General features: G+C 46.6%; 22 protein-coding genes and 1 tRNA gene. 8 read left to right on the forward strand and 15 right to left on the reverse strand.

Annotated features, from left to right (window positions below; translation table 11 throughout):
- Complete coding sequence (locus ACGHCT_RS14890; protein ID WP_072854296.1) at positions 1 to 855, reverse strand: AraC family transcriptional regulator; 855 nt, start codon at positions 853 to 855, stop codon at positions 1 to 3.
- 140 nt (positions 856 to 995) lie between these two features.
- Between ACGHCT_RS14890 and ACGHCT_RS14895 the strand changes: the two genes are divergently transcribed.
- A complete protein-coding gene (locus ACGHCT_RS14895) occupies positions 996 to 1,667 on the forward strand; it encodes an MgtC/SapB family protein (RefSeq protein WP_390436592.1) in 672 nt (223 codons plus the stop codon).
- A gap of 35 nt (positions 1,668 to 1,702) precedes the next feature.
- Here the strand turns inward: ACGHCT_RS14895 and ACGHCT_RS14900 are convergent, their stop codons facing one another.
- From ACGHCT_RS14900 to ACGHCT_RS14930, 7 genes are all read right to left on the reverse strand, one after another.
- A complete protein-coding gene (locus tag ACGHCT_RS14900) occupies positions 1,703 to 2,311 on the reverse strand; it encodes a response regulator transcription factor (RefSeq protein WP_242946799.1) in 609 nt (202 codons plus the stop codon).
- Positions 2,301 to 3,857: a sensor histidine kinase gene (locus ACGHCT_RS14905; protein WP_390436595.1), complete on the reverse strand. Its 1,557-nt coding sequence runs from the start codon at positions 3,855 to 3,857 to the stop codon at positions 2,301 to 2,303. Before ACGHCT_RS14905 ends, ACGHCT_RS14900 begins: the two co-directional genes overlap by 11 nt.
- Positions 3,858 to 3,864: 7 nt before the next feature.
- Positions 3,865 to 5,850, reverse strand: a complete 1,986-nt coding sequence (locus ACGHCT_RS14910) for an FtsX-like permease family protein (protein WP_390436597.1) — start codon at positions 5,848 to 5,850, stop codon at positions 3,865 to 3,867.
- 11 nt (positions 5,851 to 5,861) lie between these two features.
- Positions 5,862 to 6,611 carry an ABC transporter ATP-binding protein gene (locus tag ACGHCT_RS14915; RefSeq protein ID WP_390436599.1) on the reverse strand — a complete coding sequence of 250 codons (750 nt, stop codon included), beginning with the start codon at positions 6,609 to 6,611 and terminating at the stop codon, positions 5,862 to 5,864.
- Positions 6,612 to 6,727: 116 nt separating this feature from the next.
- Positions 6,728 to 7,009: a hypothetical protein gene (locus tag ACGHCT_RS14920; RefSeq protein WP_390436600.1), complete on the reverse strand. Its 282-nt coding sequence runs from the start codon at positions 7,007 to 7,009 to the stop codon at positions 6,728 to 6,730.
- On the reverse strand, positions 6,996 to 7,364 hold the full coding sequence (locus ACGHCT_RS14925; protein WP_072854303.1) for a GntR family transcriptional regulator: 369 nt from the start codon (positions 7,362 to 7,364) through the stop codon (positions 6,996 to 6,998). The genes ACGHCT_RS14920 and ACGHCT_RS14925 overlap by 14 nt, the downstream gene beginning before the upstream one ends.
- A gap of 107 nt (positions 7,365 to 7,471) precedes the next feature.
- Positions 7,472 to 8,299 carry an alpha/beta fold hydrolase gene (locus tag ACGHCT_RS14930; protein WP_072854304.1) on the reverse strand — a complete coding sequence of 276 codons (828 nt, stop codon included), beginning with the start codon at positions 8,297 to 8,299 and terminating at the stop codon, positions 7,472 to 7,474.
- Between the two features lie 204 nt (positions 8,300 to 8,503).
- Between ACGHCT_RS14930 and ACGHCT_RS14935 the strand changes: the two genes are divergently transcribed.
- The 3 genes from ACGHCT_RS14935 to ACGHCT_RS14945 all read left to right on the forward strand — a co-directional run bounded on the left by ACGHCT_RS14935 (position 8,504) and on the right by ACGHCT_RS14945 (position 11,948).
- Entirely contained in the window at positions 8,504 to 9,883 is a 1,380-nt protein-coding gene (locus ACGHCT_RS14935) for a radical SAM protein (RefSeq protein WP_390436603.1), read from the forward strand.
- Between the two features lie 22 nt (positions 9,884 to 9,905).
- Positions 9,906 to 11,024: a hypothetical protein gene (locus ACGHCT_RS14940; protein ID WP_390436605.1), complete on the forward strand. Its 1,119-nt coding sequence runs from the start codon at positions 9,906 to 9,908 to the stop codon at positions 11,022 to 11,024.
- A 507-nt stretch (positions 11,025 to 11,531) separates the two neighbouring features.
- Complete coding sequence (locus ACGHCT_RS14945; protein WP_390436606.1) at positions 11,532 to 11,948, forward strand: GNAT family N-acetyltransferase; 417 nt, start codon at positions 11,532 to 11,534, stop codon at positions 11,946 to 11,948.
- Between the two features lie 96 nt (positions 11,949 to 12,044).
- Here the strand turns inward: ACGHCT_RS14945 and ACGHCT_RS14950 are convergent, their stop codons facing one another.
- The 7 genes from ACGHCT_RS14950 to ACGHCT_RS14980 all read right to left on the reverse strand — a co-directional run bounded on the left by ACGHCT_RS14950 (position 12,045) and on the right by ACGHCT_RS14980 (position 18,724).
- Positions 12,045 to 13,190: a DUF4317 domain-containing protein gene (locus tag ACGHCT_RS14950; protein WP_390436607.1), complete on the reverse strand. Its 1,146-nt coding sequence runs from the start codon at positions 13,188 to 13,190 to the stop codon at positions 12,045 to 12,047.
- Between the two features lie 149 nt (positions 13,191 to 13,339).
- On the reverse strand, positions 13,340 to 14,137 hold the full coding sequence (locus tag ACGHCT_RS14955) for an ABC transporter permease subunit (RefSeq protein WP_390436608.1): 798 nt from the start codon (positions 14,135 to 14,137) through the stop codon (positions 13,340 to 13,342).
- Complete coding sequence (locus tag ACGHCT_RS14960; protein WP_072854756.1) at positions 14,134 to 15,030, reverse strand: ABC transporter ATP-binding protein; 897 nt, start codon at positions 15,028 to 15,030, stop codon at positions 14,134 to 14,136. The genes ACGHCT_RS14955 and ACGHCT_RS14960 overlap by 4 nt, the downstream gene beginning before the upstream one ends.
- Before the next feature lie 16 nt (positions 15,031 to 15,046).
- Positions 15,047 to 15,703 carry a TetR/AcrR family transcriptional regulator gene (locus ACGHCT_RS14965; RefSeq protein WP_390436610.1) on the reverse strand — a complete coding sequence of 219 codons (657 nt, stop codon included), beginning with the start codon at positions 15,701 to 15,703 and terminating at the stop codon, positions 15,047 to 15,049.
- 139 nt (positions 15,704 to 15,842) lie between these two features.
- A complete protein-coding gene (locus ACGHCT_RS14970) occupies positions 15,843 to 17,285 on the reverse strand; it encodes a nicotinate phosphoribosyltransferase (RefSeq protein WP_390436612.1) in 1,443 nt (480 codons plus the stop codon).
- A gap of 30 nt (positions 17,286 to 17,315) precedes the next feature.
- Positions 17,316 to 17,840, reverse strand: coding sequence for a cysteine hydrolase family protein (locus ACGHCT_RS14975; protein WP_072854759.1), 525 nt, complete (start codon positions 17,838 to 17,840; stop codon positions 17,316 to 17,318).
- Complete coding sequence (locus ACGHCT_RS14980; RefSeq protein ID WP_072854760.1) at positions 17,837 to 18,724, reverse strand: NUDIX domain-containing protein; 888 nt, start codon at positions 18,722 to 18,724, stop codon at positions 17,837 to 17,839. Before ACGHCT_RS14980 ends, ACGHCT_RS14975 begins: the two co-directional genes overlap by 4 nt.
- Positions 18,725 to 18,913: 189 nt before the next feature.
- On the opposite strand from ACGHCT_RS14980, the gene ACGHCT_RS14985 reads away from it, so the two are divergent.
- The 4 genes from ACGHCT_RS14985 to ACGHCT_RS15000 all read left to right on the forward strand — a co-directional run bounded on the left by ACGHCT_RS14985 (position 18,914) and on the right by ACGHCT_RS15000 (position 20,851).
- A complete protein-coding gene (locus tag ACGHCT_RS14985) occupies positions 18,914 to 19,588 on the forward strand; it encodes a hypothetical protein (protein ID WP_072854761.1) in 675 nt (224 codons plus the stop codon).
- A gap of 54 nt (positions 19,589 to 19,642) precedes the next feature.
- Positions 19,643 to 20,398: a GNAT family N-acetyltransferase gene (locus ACGHCT_RS14990; RefSeq protein ID WP_390436615.1), complete on the forward strand. Its 756-nt coding sequence runs from the start codon at positions 19,643 to 19,645 to the stop codon at positions 20,396 to 20,398.
- Positions 20,399 to 20,487: 89 nt separating this feature from the next.
- A complete protein-coding gene (locus ACGHCT_RS14995) occupies positions 20,488 to 20,706 on the forward strand; it encodes a hypothetical protein (RefSeq protein WP_072854762.1) in 219 nt (72 codons plus the stop codon).
- A gap of 71 nt (positions 20,707 to 20,777) precedes the next feature.
- A tRNA-Val gene (locus ACGHCT_RS15000) sits at positions 20,778 to 20,851 on the forward strand.
- The last annotated feature ends 1 nt before the right edge of the window (position 20,852 follow it).

Consider the following 20,852-nt stretch of genomic DNA (forward strand, 5'->3'; position numbering starts at 1 on the left):
CTATTGCTCCTTTGCTGCAGAGCCGGATCCTGCCGGCTGCTGAAAGATTCTCTGATACTGTTTCGGTGTCAGCCCAATAAACTCCTTAAAAAAGTTCGTAAAGTGGCTCTGATCCGAAAACCCAGTCATACCTGAAACATCGACCGGTGTCTCTCCCTGCTCCAAGAGCTTTTTGGCCTGTTTTAGCCGCACATTCTGCAGATACCGGTAGGGAGACACACCGGTCTCTTTGGTAAAGGTCCGCAGAAGATAGGATTTCCCGAAGCTGGTCATAGATAAAAGTTCGTCAAGGGTTATATTCTCATAAAAATGCCTCTCCATATATTCACAGAGCATCTGAATCTGAGGGTTGGGTTCCGAAACAGTAATCTCGTCAATGGGTGTGGTATACTCCCCAATTACCTGTTCCAGCAGAAAAAATAAGTTCTCCTCCCTCTCCATCCTGGGAGCCCTGTCCACAATGCTCTGATACAGCGTATTAACCGAAGGCGCCGTCTCACTCTGATACACCACATTGCGGTCAAAGTGAGGCAAATATTTTTTCCCCGTAATCTCCCCCACCGCCTGTTCCATTATTTCCGGTTTTATATTAACTGCCCGGTAATCCAGGTTCTCCCCGTTGACAGGCCCGCAGCAGTGATTATCTCTGGGATTAAACAAAAGCAGATCCCCCGCCGCAACATCATACTCTTTTCCTCTGCACCACAGGTGACGCCTTCCTCCTTCCACAAACCCTATCACATAGTAATCATGAAAATGATTTGGAAATTTCTGTACAATCCCCTTCAGATTGTACGCTTCTAATTCCAGCTCAAAGTCATAATATACTCTTCTTTGCTCTTCTATATTCGGCATAACCAGTCTCCTCTCACTGTTTTTATCAGTCTACCACCGGCGGAATTATTTTTCTTGTAAGATATTACACCAATGAATTCATTTGCTTTCCCCTGCACTCTGCCATATAATATTTCTATACAACCCAAGGAGGTGATATTTTGCAGGCTTATTTCATGGAACAAGGAATCTTTCTTCTCCGCCTGCTGGGCGCGTCCGTCTGCGGCGGAATCATCGGATATGAGCGGGAAAGCCGTCTGAAAATTGCAGGGATCAGAACCCATACCATTGTATCTCTGGCCTCTGCCCTTATGATGATTTTATCCAAATATGCCTTTTATGATGTTCTCTCTGACACCATCCGTCTGGATCCCTCACGAATCGCAGCCGGTGTGGTAACCGCCATAGGATTTCTTGGCGCCAGCGTTATCTTTACAAGAAACATGAACGTAAGCGGACTGACCACAGCTGCAGGAATCTGGGCTACCGTGGGCATCGGGATGGCCTTTGGTGCCGGAATGTACATTATGGGTGCCGCTTCAACCCTCATCATTCTTCTGATGCAGTACATCTTTCATCAGAATCTGAAAATTGTAAAATCTCCTGCTATTGAACAGATCACCATTCATATTCAGGAGGATCAGGATATCAACGGCCTGTTAGATCGCGCTTTCACCAGCAGAGAGATTAAAATCTCAAATATAAAAGCCACCAGAATCCAGGGACAGATGCTGGAGCTGAAGCTTTTTGTGAGATTCCCAATCAACTATGAGGTTGAAGATGTCATAGAACTTCTAAAAGATATCCCCGAGATTGCATCTATCGATATATGACCATTACAGACCGGAGAGCCGCGGCTGCCTCCGGTCTATCTTTCATATTCTGTAAAGTCCGGGACAATATACCCCATCTGAATGGCCTTCGTAACAGCCTCAACAGCAGATGACACCTCCAGCTTTTCAAAAATATGCTGCAGATGATTTGAGACAGTGCGCTCGCTGCTGTACAGCTGCCTTGCAATCTCCCTGCGCTTTGTACCTGCCGCCACTAATGAAAGTACCTTTTTTTCCGTCTCTGTCAAGTCCTCCGCCATCCAAGTGTCTGCCGGAAAATAAACCCTTCCGCTCTGCACTTTCTTCAGTACTGCAACAAGCTCCTCCGGTTCCACATTCTTATTCACAAACCCCTTTGCCCCCAGCCGCCTGGCCTCCCTGCGGTATACCGGCAGATCATACCCCGACAGCATTACTATCTTCTGCTGCGGCACCTCATCCAGAATATGACCTGCTATAAGAAGTCCGTCCTCCTCATTCATTTTCCCTAGATTAATATCCATAAGCAGAATATCCGGCTGTTCCGCTTTTACACGCCTGATAAGCCCGTCGTCTGCCGCTGCACAGGAAAAACTGTGAATCTCAGGAAAATCCTCCAGGACAATGGAAAGGCTCTTTGCAAAAAGAGCGTGATCATCTACCAATAAAACTTTGATACGAATCCTCCCCTTTCATTTCCATGGCAATGGTAATACGCGTACCCGCTCCTTTCCCTGACCGGATCTGCATCGTCCCCCCCAGCATACCTACCTGCTCCAAAATGGAATCCAGGCCCCTGTGGTCCTGGTGTCTATACTCTTCCTGTTCATACCCTTTTCCATTATCCGCAACCTCCAGGAGTATCTTCCCCCTTTGCTGAGACAGCTCAGCTTGTATCTCAGCCGCCTGCGCATGTTTCAGGGCATTTGTCACCAATTCCCGCAGAATGCGGTAAATCATGACATTATACGGCTCCACAAGAAATATATTGTTCTCACAGATAAAATCTATTTTTCCGGCCTTCTCCCCATAATCAGCAGAAAGGGAATCCAGCATATTCTGCATATTTTCTTTAAGAGTCAGACGTTTCAGCAGGGTGGGGCGGTAACTCTCCATCCGGACCCGAATGGACCGGTTCAGTCCGTCTGCTGTCTCAGCAATAAGTCTTTTGATCTCCGGCCGGTCCGCCTTGCCCGCCAGATTTTTAATAGAGAGCAAATCCTGCAGTATCTCATCATGAAGGTAATTGGAGAAATCCTCCCGCAGTCTTTCTTCTCTTTTGAGCTGTGATAAGGAATACTCATAATGATTTTCCGCTCCCCTGTGTACGGTTCTGTGATACAAAAGGATTTGGAAGCATTGGATCATCAGAAATAAGACATGGAAAACCATCACAGCTCCCGTCATCCCAAGCCCTGTGAGATATCCAACCATCCCCGCAGTCCCGGCGGCGAGGCATAGAACAAAAACGGCCTCCCTTCCCCTTAAGGCAGAGGAAAGGGGAGCATCAGACCTTCTCCCATTCACAATGCTGTGCACGCTGACAACTGAAGTCATAAGGATCAGGTAACTTCCCATATTCTCCAGATAACGAGCCCGGTCCATAAACACCAGAATGTAACAGGTAAATGGAAGAACCACAAACAAAAAAGAGCGGATCAGCGCCTTCTTCTGGCTTTTAAGAAAGAACAGAATCCTTTTTCTGTGCATCAGCATCAGAATTGTCCCTGCCCCCAGCGCAGCCGAAGACTGCAGAAGAAGAGCAAGAGAAAAAGCCTGCACAGACAGGAAATATGCCGCGGCAGAACAGCAGCAGGTAATTCGCAAGAGAAGCAAAAATGTTTTCTGCCCCCGATAGGCAGATCCCTGGAACAGAAACGTCTGTAAAAACTCTATAGTCTCCAGTACGGTTACCGGTATCAGAAGATAAAAAATCCCGTGCAGAACTCTATCCGTCCCAAAAAGAGAAAACAAAAACTGCCACGCCGCAAGGAGCAGCAGCCAAGAGAACTGCGTTAATAAGCGGCTGTTGTTCAAATTTTTAAGAGAAATATAGGCTGCATCCAGAAACAGCAGGGATATAAGTATCAGGGGAAGCGTATTTGCCAGGCCTGACTGACTTCTGTCTGCCGCCATCCGGCAAAGAAATACAACCGCACATGCCTGGCTGAGCACCAGAATCCCCTGCCTGGCCAGATACCGTCTCTCCACTTTAGCTTCACCGTCCTTTCTCCTTAAGAATAATCCTATAGCAGGCCCTCTTCGTCACCTGATAGTATATCAGATAAATGAGGGAGTAGCTTCCTATCGCGCACAGTAGCGGAACCAGCACCGCACTGCTTTTCCCCAGCAGGTCATCCATCAAGGCTGATTTATAGCAAAACAGCGCAAAGACACTGTGCAGGGTTCCCATGAGAAAGGGCACCAGAAAATAAATCTGTACCTGACTGCGCACTGCTCTCTTTATCATATCATAATTATACCCCATTCTGCCCATTATTTCATAGTCCGGCCTGTCATAAACCGCTGCGGAGACTGTCTGAAAATACAGGATACTTCCCGTTGCAATCAGAAAAATCGCTGCCGCAAAACTGATTAGGAGCAAGGTAGAACTATTCAGCTTAATCAGCTCTGACTTGCGCTGAAAGGCGCTCACAAAATATGGATTTCCTGATAGGATAGGCCGCAGTGCCTCATACGCCTGTTTTTTGGTTCTCAGTCCTCTGCCCCCGATGCTCATAACAGTATAGGACTCCGCTGATCCTGCTCCAAGCTCCTCAAAGACCTCATCTGTCACAACTAAAGTACCCACACTGTTAGCGAATCCGATGGGATTCTCCAGGCTGGTATCCTTTACCGTAACCTTACAGGTTCTTCGTCCTCCTGTTTCCAGTGCATAGACAGCCCCGATATCCCTTTTTGAAGGGTCCGGGCGGTATTTTATCAGAACACATTCATTTGTTCTCAGGGAAGGGAGATTATTCTTTTTTCCCTGCAGTCCTCTCAGAGATTCATAATCCGTCTCACGGATGCATTCAAACCCTGCTTCCCGTCCTTTATCCGCACTAATGCCATATTCCGCGGGAAGCCGCTCAGAAGCCGCTTTTACCTTCCTGACTATAGTCTCACAGAATTCATACCCGCCGCTCCCCACAGTCTTATCCAGTGCCTCCAGCGCCGCGGTTTTCTCCCCCCTGTCCAAAACCCTGAATTCCATCGAAGAGGGGATGATCCGCTCCAGGGACACCAGTGGGTACCACACAGACAGAACCGTCGCCCCAAACACTGCAAGAGTCCCCCCTGACAGCAGGATCAAAAGGATCAGTGACTTTGCATTCGTGCGCAGACGGGACATGAATTTTGGCACAGTAATGATTGTATTTTCTCTGTAAAAAATGTTTTTCCTGTCCCTGAACATGTTACACACAAAGGGAAGAAAAGACAGGATAAACAGTGCTGTTCCAACCACCGCAAGCAGCATGGTAAGAAGCGCAATGGGGGAAAACCCAATTCTATACCAGCAGGAAGCCTTTCCTCTCCCCATATCCAAAGCCAGCCCGTATCCTGCCAGCAGCAGCAGCACGCCAAACACTCCGGCAGTTGGACGGATCCTGAAAGGTTTTTCCGTTCTGCGCTCCATACGGATAGTTTCCATGAGTGTAGACCTCCACAGCAGCCTGGCATTCGACAGTGTAAGCGCTGCAAGAACGGCCAGAACCGTAAGCAGGCAGAACGCCGCCGCTTTCAGATTGATGAGAGGGATCCTGCTGCTGTCTACGGCCAGTCCCAGTGCTGCTGTAATCCCCCAGACTGCACCTTTGTGCAGCAATCCCCCGGCCGGAAGTGCCGCACAGATACCTCCGGCACAGATCAGCATATTCTCCAGGGTTAGGAGACAGAGCATACGCGTTTTAGTGTATCCCAGCAGCGCATATATTCCCAATTCTTTCATCCTCCGCCTCATAAAAAACTGATTGGCGTAAGACATATAAAAAACCACAAAGGCAATCACAAAAACAGCCACCGCCCGGCACATAGTCTCCACACGGCCGTCTGAGGATATTTTTTCCAGGATTACCTCATTCATAGAGAATGAGACAAAACAGAAAAAAACCGCCAGGACGAGAGCCACAGAGAAAAAGTACAGAGAATAAAAAGAATAATTACGCCTTACATTTTTTATAGCCATAGAAGATACTTTCATCCCCGCACCCCCTATCGTTTATTATCCTGGCGGGCAGTTTCCCGCAGGATACATTCATAAAAATCTCCCCGCTCCTGTCCATTTCTCTCCAGCGCCGCATGGATGCACCCGTCTTTAAAATAAAGGATTCTGTCCGTATAGCTGGCGGCATAGGGGTCATGTGTAACCATCAGGATCGTGGTTCCTGACCTCTGATTCACGTTTGCCAGAGCAGTCATCAGATCTCTGGATGACCCGGAATCCAAAGCTCCCGTAGGTTCGTCTGCAAAGATAAGCGGCGGACGCTTTACCATAGCCCGGGCTGCTGCTGCTCTCTGGCACTGCCCTCCGGACAGCTCACTGGGATACTTCTCCAGCTGAGAGCTGATTTCAAAAGCCTCTGCCAGCGCCTCTGTTTCCCTTTCTATCTCCTCTGCCGTCCAGTGCAGCAGCGTTAAGGGAACTGCAATGTTCTCCCTCACCGTTAGACTGTCCAACAGAAAGTACTCCTGGAATATAAAGCCCAGATTACGTTTCCTGAAGTCTGCGGCCTGGGCGTGATTCAGCTTGGGAACGTTAATATTGTGAATAAAAATCTCCCCTCGGTCAGGCCGGTCTATGGTAGACAGTACATTCAGCAGTGTCGTCTTTCCAGACCCCGAAGCTCCCATAATTCCCAGGAACTCCCCCTCTTTTGCCTCAAAAGAAACCCGGTTCAGCGCCGGATTCCCCTGTCTCTTATAAGTTTTCGTCACATCTTTTACTTTTAATACTGTATGCATCGCATTTCGCCCCTTTCCTGTACAGGTACAGTATAGAAGCTTTTTCATCCCACTGCATGAGTAAATCACGCATATTTCTGCGTGATTTACTATCTTGTCCCGGAAAGGAACTTACACTATGCCGGTTCATAGCAGTGATCTGCCAGCCAGGCAATACGCCAGAAAAAAACGGCGGCGATGGCCAATTCTATGATGCCTGTATAGTTTTGAAACGGAATCCGTATCAGCACTCTGTCCGCACAGAGAAAGAGAACCAGCGCTAAAAATTCATTCCCGCGTCTCAGCTTCCTAAACAGCTCCAAAAAAAACCACAGAAACAGCACAGGTACCGCAACGCTTACATTCTCAATAACCTGAATATCGCCGCAGCGTTTACTTACATGTTCAAGTTCCATCATATTCCTGCTCACCTGCCTCCCTCTCAACAAGCTTCATAATCTCATCCTTTGAAGCTCCTGTATTTTTCATACTGGTTACAAATTCTTTTACCAGACGGGCCACCATATCTTTCTTAACAATTTCTCCGGCTCCGTCTTTTACAAAGCTGCCCACACCTTTCTGGGAATGTATAACCCCCTCCCTATCCAGAAGCTGCATAGCCCGCTGGATGGTTAATGCAGAAACCTCATAGAAAACAGAGTATTCCCTCACGGACAAAAGCTTGTCCCCGGGATGCAGACAGCCGCTGGCTATCTGTTCTTTGATACTAGTCGCTATCTGGCGGTAAATCGGAATGTCAGTTCTAAATTCCATCTTTTTACCTCTCTACTGTATAACATATGTATTACAGTTATACTGTATCATCCTGATAGCTGTTTGTCAAGGAAAAAGCGGCATACAGCCGCCTTTTCTCCTTATATTCAGATTCTGCCTTCCACAGCATCCATAAATATGCAATTAAATACCTCCAGTTCGTCATACATAATACCGTGCCCGCTGTTCTCCAGCGTATATAATTTCGAACATGGGATTCCCTTGTGCTGAAGCAAAGCCAAATCATTAGACACCACCTCATCCTTTGCCCCATGGATGATCACAGTGGGCACTCTCACACTCTTTAGATCCTTTCTCCCGTCCTCATCTCTCAGTGCGATGGCAGCTTCCTTCGTCCCTATCCCGGAAGCAGACAGGGCAATCTGTTCAAACCAGTCCTTTGCCGCTTCACTCTGGGGACTTGCAAACAGCTGCTTATGACTAAAATTGTAAGCCAGTTCTGCCCTGTCCGTACAGACCTGATGAATTAATCCGTCTACATACTCCCTGGTCAAACCATAGGGGTATCCAGGCCGCCGGGTCCAGGAGGGAGCTGCAGCAGACAATAATATCAGCTTTTTCACCCCATACCCCCGGTATCTGTTCATATACCGAAGAACAATGGCTCCACCCATGGAGAATCCAACCAGCGTAAAACATTTCAGATGCAGAGCGCACACTACATGATAAATATCCTCGGCCATCTGGTTATAAGTATATCCGCAGGCAGGCGTGTCTGAATTTCCAAAGCCCCTCAGATCCAGAGCAACAACCCGGTATCCGCATTCCACCAGACATCCGATCTGATATTCATAGATTTCATGGGACAAGGGCCATCCGTGCACCAGAAGGACTGTTCCCTTTACTCTTTTTCTGCCGCAGCGGTAATCGTATACGGCAATTTTTGTTCCGTCAGAGGATTTTATATAAAACATACTGATTAACTCCTGATTTTTTTTGTGATATTAGTATATGCAGAACCTTACTTCCAGCCAGCCCTTTTGCAAAAGAAAACTGGTTATAAGACCAAACTCTCCACATATACTTTAACGTACGGAACAAGCCGTACGCCCTATCAGAGGGTATGCCTTAATTCAAAGATAACCACACAAACATTTATCAAAGGAGATGCAGCTCAAGTGAAAAGCTTTACGTTTTCTACTGCACGAGGAAACACTTATGTATACAACGATAAAAACGGCTTTATCTTTCCCGCCGGCCAGGTAAGAGATTATCATGCATGTCCGGCTCCCGAAAAGAAACCTGAGGCCCTCCCCGGCCAGGTACAGGACTATCTTCTCACAAAGGGATATTATCAGCTGATTCTGGAAACCACACAGAGGTGTAACCTGCGCTGCCGATACTGCTATTACGGGGATTACTATAAAAGCACAAGAAACCACAGCAGCGATTCCATGAAATTCTCGACTGCAAGAAAAGTCCTGGATGATTATATGACTCACTACCGGACGATCCGCAATAAAAATCCTTTCCGCAAAGCAAATATTTCTTTTCAGGGTGGTGAACCCCTGATTAATTATGGCCTGCTCAAAGAGACGGTAAATTACTGCAGCCAGATTTACGGGGACTGTGAGGTAAACTATACCGTCACAACCAATGGCGTTCTTCTCTATGACGATATCCTGGACTATCTCACAGACCATAATTTCGGAATTATCGTCAGTCTGGACGGAGACAAGCCCGGCCACGACAGAAACCGGATACGGGAGGATGGAAGCGGCAGTTTTGATCAGGCTTTTCAGGCCATCGAACGGCTCAGAAAAAGGCATCCCGGATACCACCGGCTGGGGATCAGCGTCCGGCTGGATTATCTCTCAGATTTAGATGCCCTGGATGCCTTTGTCACAGAAAATAAACTGTTCGTCACAGATCTTTCTATGGTATCTCCAGGAGAAACCGATTATTACCGGCAATTTTCACCGGAAGACAAGCTCCGTTTTTACCGGCAGCTCTCCCGTCTCCGGGAACAGTATTTTCAGGCTGCAAAAGAAGGGTCTGTCTTGCTGCACCGCTGCAGCCTCCTTCTTCCACTGTTCTCCTCCGGGTATGAGATGTTTGCCTGTCATCCGGTGATGCAGGAAATGAGGCCCTCATTCTTTCCCTATACCGGTTCCTGTATCCCCGGAGAAAAAATTTTTGCTTCGGTTGACGGAACCTATCATATGTGCGAAAAGATCAGCTCCCACTTTCCCATTGGAGACGCAGAGCATGGACTGGACTATAGAAAGATAGCAGGATATATTAACCAGTTTAACAGTTTTGCCGGCAGATGCAGTGACTGCAGGATAACCAGGTTCTGCAGCCTCTGTATGGCACAGGCGGCAGACCATACCGCGCTGTCCCTGCCCTCCGCCTACTGCAGAGACAAAAAGGCATGTGTAAAAGACACGCTGACCCTGTATACGGAATGTCTGGAGGAGTCGCCCTGTGCATTTGACCGGTTTACCCGTGAATATCTGGAAGAGCGAAGCAGGATCACAGGCAGCCTGCCGTACTGAGCTGAAAAAGGAGGATTTATCCATGTATTTTCATCTTTATAACCATTGTATCTTTCTTACCGGCATTGCAGGCGGAGCTCTCTATGATCTCTCCAGCGGAGAATTTACCGGTCTGGAAAAACAGGAATGCAGCTGGCTGGAAACAGCGGAAAAGGGGGAGGCAATTCAGGATAATGATTTTTACCGTGAGCTGGAAAAAATGCAGCTGGGATTTTATTCTGATAAACCCTGCTACATTGATAAACTCAGGGAAAACAGCCCGCTACTCCAGGTACACAGAGATTTGAAAAGCTACAAAATCCAGATTGCCGTACTCCAGCTCACCGGCAGATGCGATATAGAAGGGGACAACTGCAGGGATTATTTCTGTCCCCCCTGCCGGCAGGGAGACAGCAGTGCCAAAGATCTGCCCGCCGAGCGCTGGTTTTCCATCATTGACACGCTCTCAGATGCCGGTGCCTCCTCATTTCTGCTCACCGGCGGCAATGTGCTCCTTTATAAAGAGTTTGATGCTGTCCTGAGATATCTGAAGAAAAAAGACGTGAGCGTCAGCATTCTGCTTCCCAGACTGGATCCCGCACACCCCCAGCTGTTTCGGGAACACATACTGCTGTTTCCCTGCAGCAGCAGACAGACTGAAAAGAAAAAATACCATGATGTTACAGTCTATTGCCCCGAAACAGCAGACCCACAGGCTATAGAACACTGGAAGCATAACGGATACAGGATACTCCCGGTACAGCTGTCTTCTGCCCCCATCTCAGAGGCCTCGCTCGTCCCCTGTACCCTGGAACGATATGAGGGACGAAAAAACGGGGATCTCTGCCTGTCCGGCAAAATCTATGTAGATTGTTCAGGCAATCTCATCCCCTGCCTGCAGGGAAACCAGCATCCGGTGGGCAGTCTTCTGCAGGAACCCTTTTACCTTTTATACCGAAGGCTGATAGAAGCCTTCTGGGATGTGCCCGTACGTCCTCACAAAAAATGCAGTTCCTGCCAGTGGTATTACTCCTGTCCTTCCTGCCGCTTCACCGATGCAGCAGCAAGATGCAGGATCTACCCTGAAGAACCGGAGGAAGTCCTTTTGTCCCCCGAACATTCTCTAGAGCACTGTGCCTTTTTGAGCCGCCTTCACACCTGAAAAAAGTCCGTCAAGCCAGACTAACACCCCGGAGCGGTGCCGTTTGCGTTCCACTTGATAGACTTTGCCATTTTCGGCCAAATGGCCCTTCACTGGCATTTTTGCTAAATCAAAACCCTATGCTTCTATTTTGTTGAAAGAGATGGTATGTTCCTTTGATGCTTCAGAACCTGTTGCATACCCGAATGAAGCGCATAGAGTCATATGCAAACCTTGGTTTTTGAGCCCGATAACTGCCCTAACCTGACGAAGGACCTGCGCCTGCTTGAATCTTACGGTGCAGTGTACAGAGAGGTTTATCCAATCGTACCACCAAAGTAGAGTATTCACTGACTGAAATGGGCAAAAAAGTACCCCGCATACTAAACTGCAACGCATTCGGTTCGTTACCGATTATTATACATAGCAAGGGCTATTGCATATAGCAAAAACATAGTATGTTCCTCTATTTGAAATTGAATATGATATAATAGACGTGTAAAGATTACAGAGAAAAGGAAAAAGAGAATGGAACTTATAAAGATTATTGATGGCGATAAAACTAAGTACATGGATTTACTGCTTATTGCAGATGAACAGGTTAGTATGATAGAAAAATATCTGTATTGCGGTGATATGTTTGCCTTATGTGATGAAGATATTAAGGCGATTTGCATTGTGACACAAGAGCAGCCCGGTGTATACGAAATTAAAAATATCGTAACCGTTCCTAAATATCAACGCAAAGGATATGGGCAACATCTAATTTCACTTATTGCTGATTACTACAAGAGTTCAGGCAGTGAGCTATATGTTGGAACAGGTGATTGCCCTACGATACTCCGTTTCTACAAAAGATGTGGTTTTGAAAAAGCGCATACTGTTAAGAACTTTTTTATAGACAATTACGACCACCCCATGTATGAAGATGGGAAAGCTGTTTAGACGATACACCCGTTTTGCTTGCACCCTGCATTGCAGCTACTCATAAAACAGTATGTCTGTTATACTGTTTTATGAGTAGCCGCCATTAGGTGCCGTCTACCCTTCACTCTCTTCTTTCACCGCTGTTCTCACAGCAATTCCATTAATTTCTACCTGATCCGTTGCCTCTATGAGAATATACGGAACCCCGTCAATTATCTTGTGTTCTACCAGCTGTGCCTTGTCCGGAGCTACCTTTATCACTACATCCGGGGTCTTAATCTCATAGCTCCTGACACTTGCCACATTGGCCGCGACAAAACTAGTCTTTTCATCCGCTGCCGCCTCATAATGGGAGTCGAATTCCTCCAGACGTTCATTGTCCACACCGCTGCTGGCAAGCAATTTTTTTACCTCGTACTTGCCCAAAGTAACCGGATCCGGATCTTCCTTCCTCTCTTCCAGCAGTTCATTGAGATTCTCCTGAATATTCATAACCGTCTCAAAATCACAGTTCCTGTCTAAGGTTTCCTCGATAATGACCTGAAAGGTCTCCTTCTGCGTCTTAGCACTCAACGGGATCCTGCACCCCAAAAACTGGTCAATGAAATCCGTCTGAAGCACTTCCGGATTCTTCGCATAATAAAGCAGACTGTGTATATCTGTATTTCTGTCATTAAATGCAGGAAAGAGAAACCCGGTATCCGGCACGTCTACAATCCAGTCCTGCACCCGATTTTCAATATGATTTGTCTCCGTATTATAACACAGGCCCGGTTTAGAAAGCTTTACCGGACATATACAGCACATAATAAAGTTATATACATACTCTGAGGCATCCTCCATGTCCAGATTGTCAGAGGCCCTTCCCGGCACATCATAAGCCCCGTGGACCAGGATAATGTAATAGTTCTCCGGATAAAGATATGTATCCATCACCTTTTGATAAAACTCATCTGTGAGCTCCTCTTCCATAAGTCCGCTGTCCCGCAGCCGCAGCAGAAACTTCTGAGTTCCCTCGCCCAGCTCCTGGTCCAGCGGAAATTCCATATTCATGAGGTTCTTGCCGATTGTGCCTGACAGCCCTTTTCTAAAGATTGTAAAATATTTGAATGCTTCCTCCTCAGGCAGGGAGAGAAAGGCTTCCCTGAGCTTTGTCCTCTGATTTTTTTCGGCATCCACATAACAGCCGCAGATCCTTGTAAGCACACAGTTTGCAGGTGTTAAAAGTTTTTTTATTTCACTGATTTCTTTCTTATTCATCGGTCCGTTTCCCCTTTGCTTTGCATTTACCATAATACCTTATTTCATTTTTTGGTATCTGTCAACCGCAAACACACAGAGCAGAGGTATTTCATCCATGCAGCTCAAAAGCTCAGATTAAGAAGCCCGGCGGGTATGCCTGACACCTTTTAAAGGGGCAGATCCCGTTTACAGAATCTTAAAATTCCTGTCCCCATAAGAAGAATTCCCGCCAGGTATAAGACGGCAGCCATCAGCCAGGCCTTTCCGTCACCGGCACTCAGTCCGTCTACATCAAATAGTGTCAGAGGGGTGGCATATTTCACATTCTCAAACTTTTCTCCTGCCTGGGATATCATCTGCACCAGAATGGAATAGACCACAACAGCCGTACTGATCGCTGAGGAATTTTTTGACTCATTGCAGATGCAGGACGCACAGAAGCAAGCCCCGCCGAAAAACACAAGAAGTCCCAGCAAACCTGCATTTACGCGGAGAAATCCTGCTGTGTCCATCTCCCCCGGAAACAGCATCTTCCCTACTGCCAGAATCAAAGCAGTACAGTAAGCGGTCATAAGCACCAGCGTCAGCAGCAAAAATATCCCCTGTGTGAGCACAATTTTCCGTCGTTTATCCGGCACTGCCAGCAGATAAGCCATGGAGCCGTTATCCACATATTTTGCCACCAGCCGGTTTGTCAAAATAATAATATAAACTCCGGGAAATGCAATCAGCAGGATTCCATATAAGTAGCCTGTAACGAACTCCAGCAATGTAGTACCCACATCTGCCATCCCGAATGCCGCAAACATTTGAGGCATGCTGTCCGCCATCATTCGCAGGCTGTCCCCCAGCTTGGGATCGAACATCATGGTAATCATCACCGAATAAACACTGAGCACGCCTAAGAAAATCACAAGCAGTATCCAATTCGACTTTATTTCTTTCCTGAATAATGTGGCATTCATTGTTCTGCCCCCTCCCCGTAAAAATGCATAAAGAATTCTTCCAGACTCTGGGTACGCAGTTCCAGATCCACAACGGTGTACGCACCGGCCTTCTTTATAAAAGAATCCAGGTTCTTTCCTACCTCAGCAGTCACTCTTTTCCCTCCGATTTGATAGGACGCTTTGGGAACTTCGGCAGCAAACGCTTCTGCCATCGCTGCCTCCCTGAAGGTAACTTCAATAATTTTCTTTCGTCCTTCCTTCAGCTTTTCCATTTCCTCCACCGCTACCAGCTTTCCCTTACGGATGATTGCGGCCCGGTCACAGGTGCGTTCTATTTCCTCAAACATATGCGAAGACATAAGAATCGTCTTTCCTCTTTTCTTCTCTGACAGTATCAGTTCTACAAACCGGTTCTGCATCAGCGGATCCAGCCCCCCGGTAGGTTCGTCTAAAATGAAAGTGTCTGCGGCAGGATTCATAAAAGCACACACGATCCCGATTTTCTGCTTCATTCCCTTGGACATCTTTTTCAATTTTCCGGATGGATTCAGTTCAAACATATCCATTAATTCTTCTGCACGTCCCAGATTTTTCATTTTCTTCATCTTACCCACAAAACGGATAAATTCCATGCCGCTCATGGAATCTATAAATGCGATTTCTCCCGGCAGATATCCCAAAGACTCCTGGATTCGTCCCGCCTCCCTGAAGCAGTCCCTGCCCAGTATGGACAAACTCCCGCTGTCCGGTTTAATAAATCCCATCAGCTGCCGGATCGTTGTCGTCTTTCCCGCTCCATTGGGTCCTAAAAACCCAAGGACTTCCCCCTCTTTCACAGAAAAGCACACATCAAAAACCCCTCTTTTCTGACCATAATCCTTTGTAATATGGTTAATCTCAATTACATCCATACCCGTGCCCCCTCTCTTACAAGTCCGTCTCTCCCTGATATTTATCTTTGTACGCAATTTTCTTAAACATCTCTGACCACTGTGCAAATTGCTCCATTAAATCCTCCACTTCAATAACTCCTGTGGTATCTCTGCCCATACAGGCAAACATCTTCTGATGCATATACCCGTCCGCCATCCAGATTAGCATATGAAGAATCCGGTTCGGATCCGCATCCTCTTTAAACTTACTCAAGTCAATGTTCTTAAAGTATTCCTTAAACATTCTCTCAATCTGATCGTTCATAATCGAATTCATCTCCTGAGAAACATCCTCTTTGCAGGAATAGAACGCCCTCACAGAAAACTCCATAATGTACGGAAATTTATGAAGGAGTTCCGCCTTTTTCCTGGTGGTATAAGCAAGTAATTCAAAAAAATCCGTAATGGCATAAAACTTTTCATCCAGAATCTGTGGACGAAACTCCTCTATGGCATACGAAAGTAAATACAGATACAGCTCCTTTTTGCTTTTAAAATAGTAGAACAACAGCCCCTTAGATATGCCGGCCCTGGCCGCTATCAGATCCGTAGATGCCCGCTTATATTCATTGTTCCCAAAGACTTCAAAGGCAGCATTCATAATCTGTACCTTTTTCTCCTCCGGCAGGTGCCGAAGCCTTTCCTGATCCATAATCCCCCTCCTTACCGATTTGGTTAATACCCATTATAGGAAATTGACTCAAATTTTCAACCCACTTTCGGAATAATTTCTGAAACTATTTCCTACGAAAAAGGGACATGCAATTTTTCAGTTACATGTCCCTTTCCCTCTAGTTCAGTTTTTTCCCGGCTTCCTGAAGCATATGGCTTTTTATCTGGTAAATTTTTTCTGACAAATCCACATAATGTACATGAGGATTCTCCAGGCGCAGTTCTTCCTCCCAAACCGTATTCTCTATCTGATCTTTCACATACTTTCTGATGTCCTCCAGCCGGGGCTTATTATATACCAGTTTCCCGTTGTCAAAGATAGTCTTCTGAAGCCTTACCGCAACAGAATTGTCAATCAGAATATGCTTCCAGGGCTTCTTGGGGTCTATTACATAGAAAGATCCCCCTTCGTCCAGATGCTCCTCCTCCAGCGTCAGGACATCTGCATAACCGATGCCCGATGTTTTGTTAAATAGTCTCCATAGAACTTTTTTCCCGGGATTGGTAATCTTTTCTTCATTTTCACTGATTTTGATGCGGGGAGTCAGTTTCCCCTCTTCCTCCACAGCCACCAGCTTATATACTCCGCCGAATACCGGATCTGATTTTGCAGTGATCAGGCGTTCTCCAATGCCGTATGAGTCAATCCTGGCTCCCTGGGTTTTCATAGAATTCAGCAGCCACTCATCAATGCTGTTTGAAACTACGATTTTGCAGTCCTCCATCCCATTCTCATCAAACAAGGCTCTGAGCTTTTTGGAAAAATACGCCAAATCCCCGCTGTCAATGCGGACTCCTTTTAAACGCTTTCCCTTGGGTTCCAGCACCTCTTTGGCCACTTTAACCGCGCACTGTGCTCCCTTTATAATGTCATAGGTATCAATGAGCAGCGTACAGTCATCCGGATACGTCTCTGCATATGCACGGAACGCCTCTTCCTCAGAACTGAAAAATTGTATCCAGGAATGTGCCATGGTTCCTATGGCATTCACACCATACATCTGATCCGCAAGCACAGTAGCCGTAGCATGGCAGCCTCCGATATAGGCAGCCCGCGCTCCAAGAACAGCTGCATCCGGCCCCTGGGCTCTTCTGGCGCCGAATTCCATAACAATGCCATCCCCTGCGGCCCTGCAGATGCGGTTTGCCTTGGTGGCAATCAGAGACTGGTGATTTATGGTTAGCAGCAAGAATGTCTCCAGAAGCTGGCACTCTATGACATTGCCTGTCACTGTCACCAGAGGAGTTCCCGGATATACAATGGTCCCCTCCGGCACCGCCTCTATGGTTCCCCGGAATCGGAATTCTTTTAAGTAGTCCAGAAATCCTTCGTCAAAAATTCTCTTTTTTCTCAGATAATCAATGTCCTCTTCTGTAAAATGCATGTCAGACACAAAATCTATCAGCTGCTCTAAGCCTGCGGCAATGACATATCCCCCGCGATCCGGATTCTTCCGGTAAAACATCTCAAATACTGCCTTTGTATCCTTATGCCCGTGAACATAAAATCCGTTGGCCATTGTAAACTCATAAAAATCTACCAGCATGGTTAAATTCTTCATTCTTTCTTCCTCCTACACAGCTCCTGGCGCTTATCTGAGATCAATCTGGCAGCATGCCATAGCCTTCAGCGCATTCTCATGGTTCTCCGTCGATGTCCCTGCACAGCATCCGCTGTCGACCAGAACAGGCACCTCCGGAAGAAATGCTTTGGCCATCAGTGCATTGCTGATCACGCAGATATCCGTACACACGCCGGCAAACTCCAGGGAGCTTATACCGGATTCCTTGTTCTTTTTCACCAGATAGCTCATCAGTTCTGTACTACCAAAGGTGTCTTTTTGAAAAGAACGTTCCCTGCAGCCGGGATCCGCTTCTTTGATTTCATCTATCAGCTCCCAACCTTCCGTTCCCAGGATACAGTGGCTGACCGGAAGCTTCCTTCCCTCCTGGGACTGAAGATACGCACTGCCGTGGGTATCCTGGGTATAGAGGACCTCGCCCTCAAACTCCTTTATTTTCCGAATCAGCCCGGGCACTATCCCTTTGGCATCCCCGGATCCCAAAGTGCCGCTTACAAAATCCTTCTGCATGTCAATTACTATTAAATATTTCATTCCGATTCCTCCTGTCTGTATCTGAATAATTTTGCAGGCCGCAGAGACAGGCCTTTATATCCCTTCTCTGTCATTTTCCCGGTGTCCACTACATATTGATCCATCTCTTTCCTGAAATTTGATTTCCAAACCGGACGTCCCAGCAGAGTCTCATATGCAGACTGGATCTCATACATAGTGAATTCCTCTGAGAGCAGGTTAAATGCAATGGGTGTATAACTTACTTTTCCACGGAGACGTTCCAATGATTCATTAATAATTCTGCTGTGGTCAAAAGCCAGCTTTTCTTTTGGGGAGGACAGCAATGATATTTCGAACTCTTTTGCAGCCAGTACGCCGTTTTTCTTTTTCGTCTCCACCACCTGATATCCCATATGAATTCCCAGACTTTCATTTTCCACCTTCAAAAGCCATGCCTCCCGGTCTGAATCAAAGTCCATCATCTTTGTCTTGCTCACAGAAAACCATGCCGCTTCCTGGGCATCATCTCCTGCTGACACTAAGATATCCTCCTTTTTGGCAAGTGCAATATAGGCAATGGAAATTACCCGCATTCTGGGATCTCTTTCCGGCTGTCCATACGTACACAACTGTTCCAGATACACGTTATCCACACTTGTCTCTTCCTTTAATTCCCTTTTCGCTGCCTCCTCGGGACTTTCATCAATGCCCACAAATCCGCCGGGCAGCGCCCAGCACCCTTTAAAAGGATGCTGTCCTCTCTTCACCAGAAGCAGCTTTAACTCCTTCTCCATGGTTCTCTTTTCTTTTTTCACCTCATCCAGAGTGAAAAGAAGGATATCTACAGTAACCGAAGGCCGCTCATAATCTCCCGGCTTATAGTTCTCCAGAAATTCCTCCTCTGTCTCAAAGAATGGTTCCATATTCTTCAGCTCCTTTTATATAGTAGTATAATACTACTATATTTTCCTCATGTCAATATATAGTAGCAAATCAATACTATATTTTTCCAATTTCTTAATTCTCCATAAGAAATTCCCTATTTACACCGGAAATGTGATACAATCCTATCGTCACAAAGAATCACAAAAAGTAAATATTGGAGGAAAAAAATGAAAAAGAAAATCGTTGCCCTGATGCTTGCAGTTTCACTGACCGCATCCTTCGCCGCCTGCGGCACACCCAAAGACAGTTCAAAAGAAAGCTCAAAGTCAGAGGAAGCTTCTGATACGGCAGAGACCAAAGAGGCCGGTGCAGAAAAAGAATCCGGTGAGGACGGCGGAACTCTTTCTGCGGAAAAGAATATGCTGTCTGTGGAAGTAACCATTCCGGCATCTCTTCTGGAGGGTTCCGATTCTGCCGAGCTGACAGAAGAGGCTGAAGAAAGCGGAGTAAAAGAAGTTACAAAGAATGCAGACGGCTCCGTAACCATGAAGATGACCAAAGCAGCCCACGAAGAATTGTTAACTTCCATGAAAACTTCCATCGATGAGAGTATCAATGAGCTGCTGGCTGACAAGGAAAATTGTCCCTCTTTTGACTCCATCACCTACAGTGATGATGTTTCTGCCTTTGATATTAAGGTAGATGCAGACTCCTTCGGAGGATTTGAGGGAATCTATGCCATCACGTTCTATCTTATGGGAAATTTTTACCAGGCAATTAACGCTGTTCCGGAGGAAGAGATAAATACCACCGTAAACTTTATTAATAAAGATACCGGCGAAGTCATTCAGACCGGCGATTCTGCCTCTATGGCGGAAGAAGCTTCAGATTCTGCAGAATAGGACATACTGTTGTCATTATTCCCTTAATATAACCTAGAAGGCGGAGGAATTGCTATGAACTTTATTACATTGAATCAGGACAACATCGATCAGGAGCATATCTGCTGTGCGATCACAGATAAAAAAGGAGAACCCTGTGTTTCCTCCAAAAAGGAATGGATGACAGAACGGTTTAAAGACGGTCTGGTATTTCTAAAGCTGGATGCGCGGGGCAAAGTTTTTATCGAGTATATCCCTGCCGAAAAAGCATGGTGTCCCATTACAGCCCCGGGATATATGCATATCAATTGTTTCTGGGTGTCAGGGAAGTATAAAGGTCAGGGCTACGCCAATCAATTGCTGGAGCAGTGCATCAGCGATGCTAAAAGGAAAGGGAAATGCGGTCTCACCGTCCTTTCCAGCGAGAAAAAGATGCCTTTCCTGTCCGATCCCCAATACCTGAAATACAAAGGATTCCGGACAGCGGATACCGCCCATCCCTCTTTCGAGCTGCTCTATCTCCCCTTCCGGGAAAACGCTCCCCTTCCCAGCTTCAAAGACTGTGCCAAACAGGGAAAGACCCAGGAGCAGGGCATGGTCCTGTATTATTCCAGCCAGTGTCCCCATACTGCCAAATATGTACCTCTCATTCAGCAGGCAGCTAAGCAGTACGGAACTACCATCCGGCTGCACAAACTGGAGACCCTGGAGCAGGCACAGAATGCACCCGGTCCCTGTACAAACTATAGTTTTTTTTACAACGGAGAATTTGTGACAAACGAAATCTTCAGCGTGAAAAAGTTTGAGTTCTTTCTGCAGACACACATGTAATCCCCCGGAATAGAATAAATTTCCATAATTTACCAGCCCCTTTTTCTTTATCATGGTACTACAATAAAGAAAGAAAGGGGCTGAATTTAATGGGTAACTTAAATTATTTGGAACTATTCAATCGCCTGATGGAGCAATTTCCTGATACCGTGACGGCAGCTCTCAGGAAAGAGGCGGAACAGATTGAGCGGGAGCTGAAGGAAGATCCTGTCATTGATCATATGAAGCCGCCGAAGGAACTCTATGACAGAATTGTTCAGGAACTAAAAGATAAAGGTATCTACCATGAGGATGACCCCGGGGTATAACCGGGGTTTTCCTACAATCGCTCCATATTTCCTCTTGAATTTGCCGCTCAAAGTGCTATACTTATAAGTACGGAAGCATAGCTCAGCTGGGATGAGCGTTCGCCTCACACGCGAGAGGCCACGGGTTCGAGCCCCGTTGCTTCCAT

The organism is Lactonifactor longoviformis, from assembly GCF_042848515.1.
In the GTDB taxonomy this organism is placed as follows: Bacteria; Bacillota; Clostridia; order Lachnospirales; family Lachnospiraceae; genus Lactonifactor; species Lactonifactor longoviformis.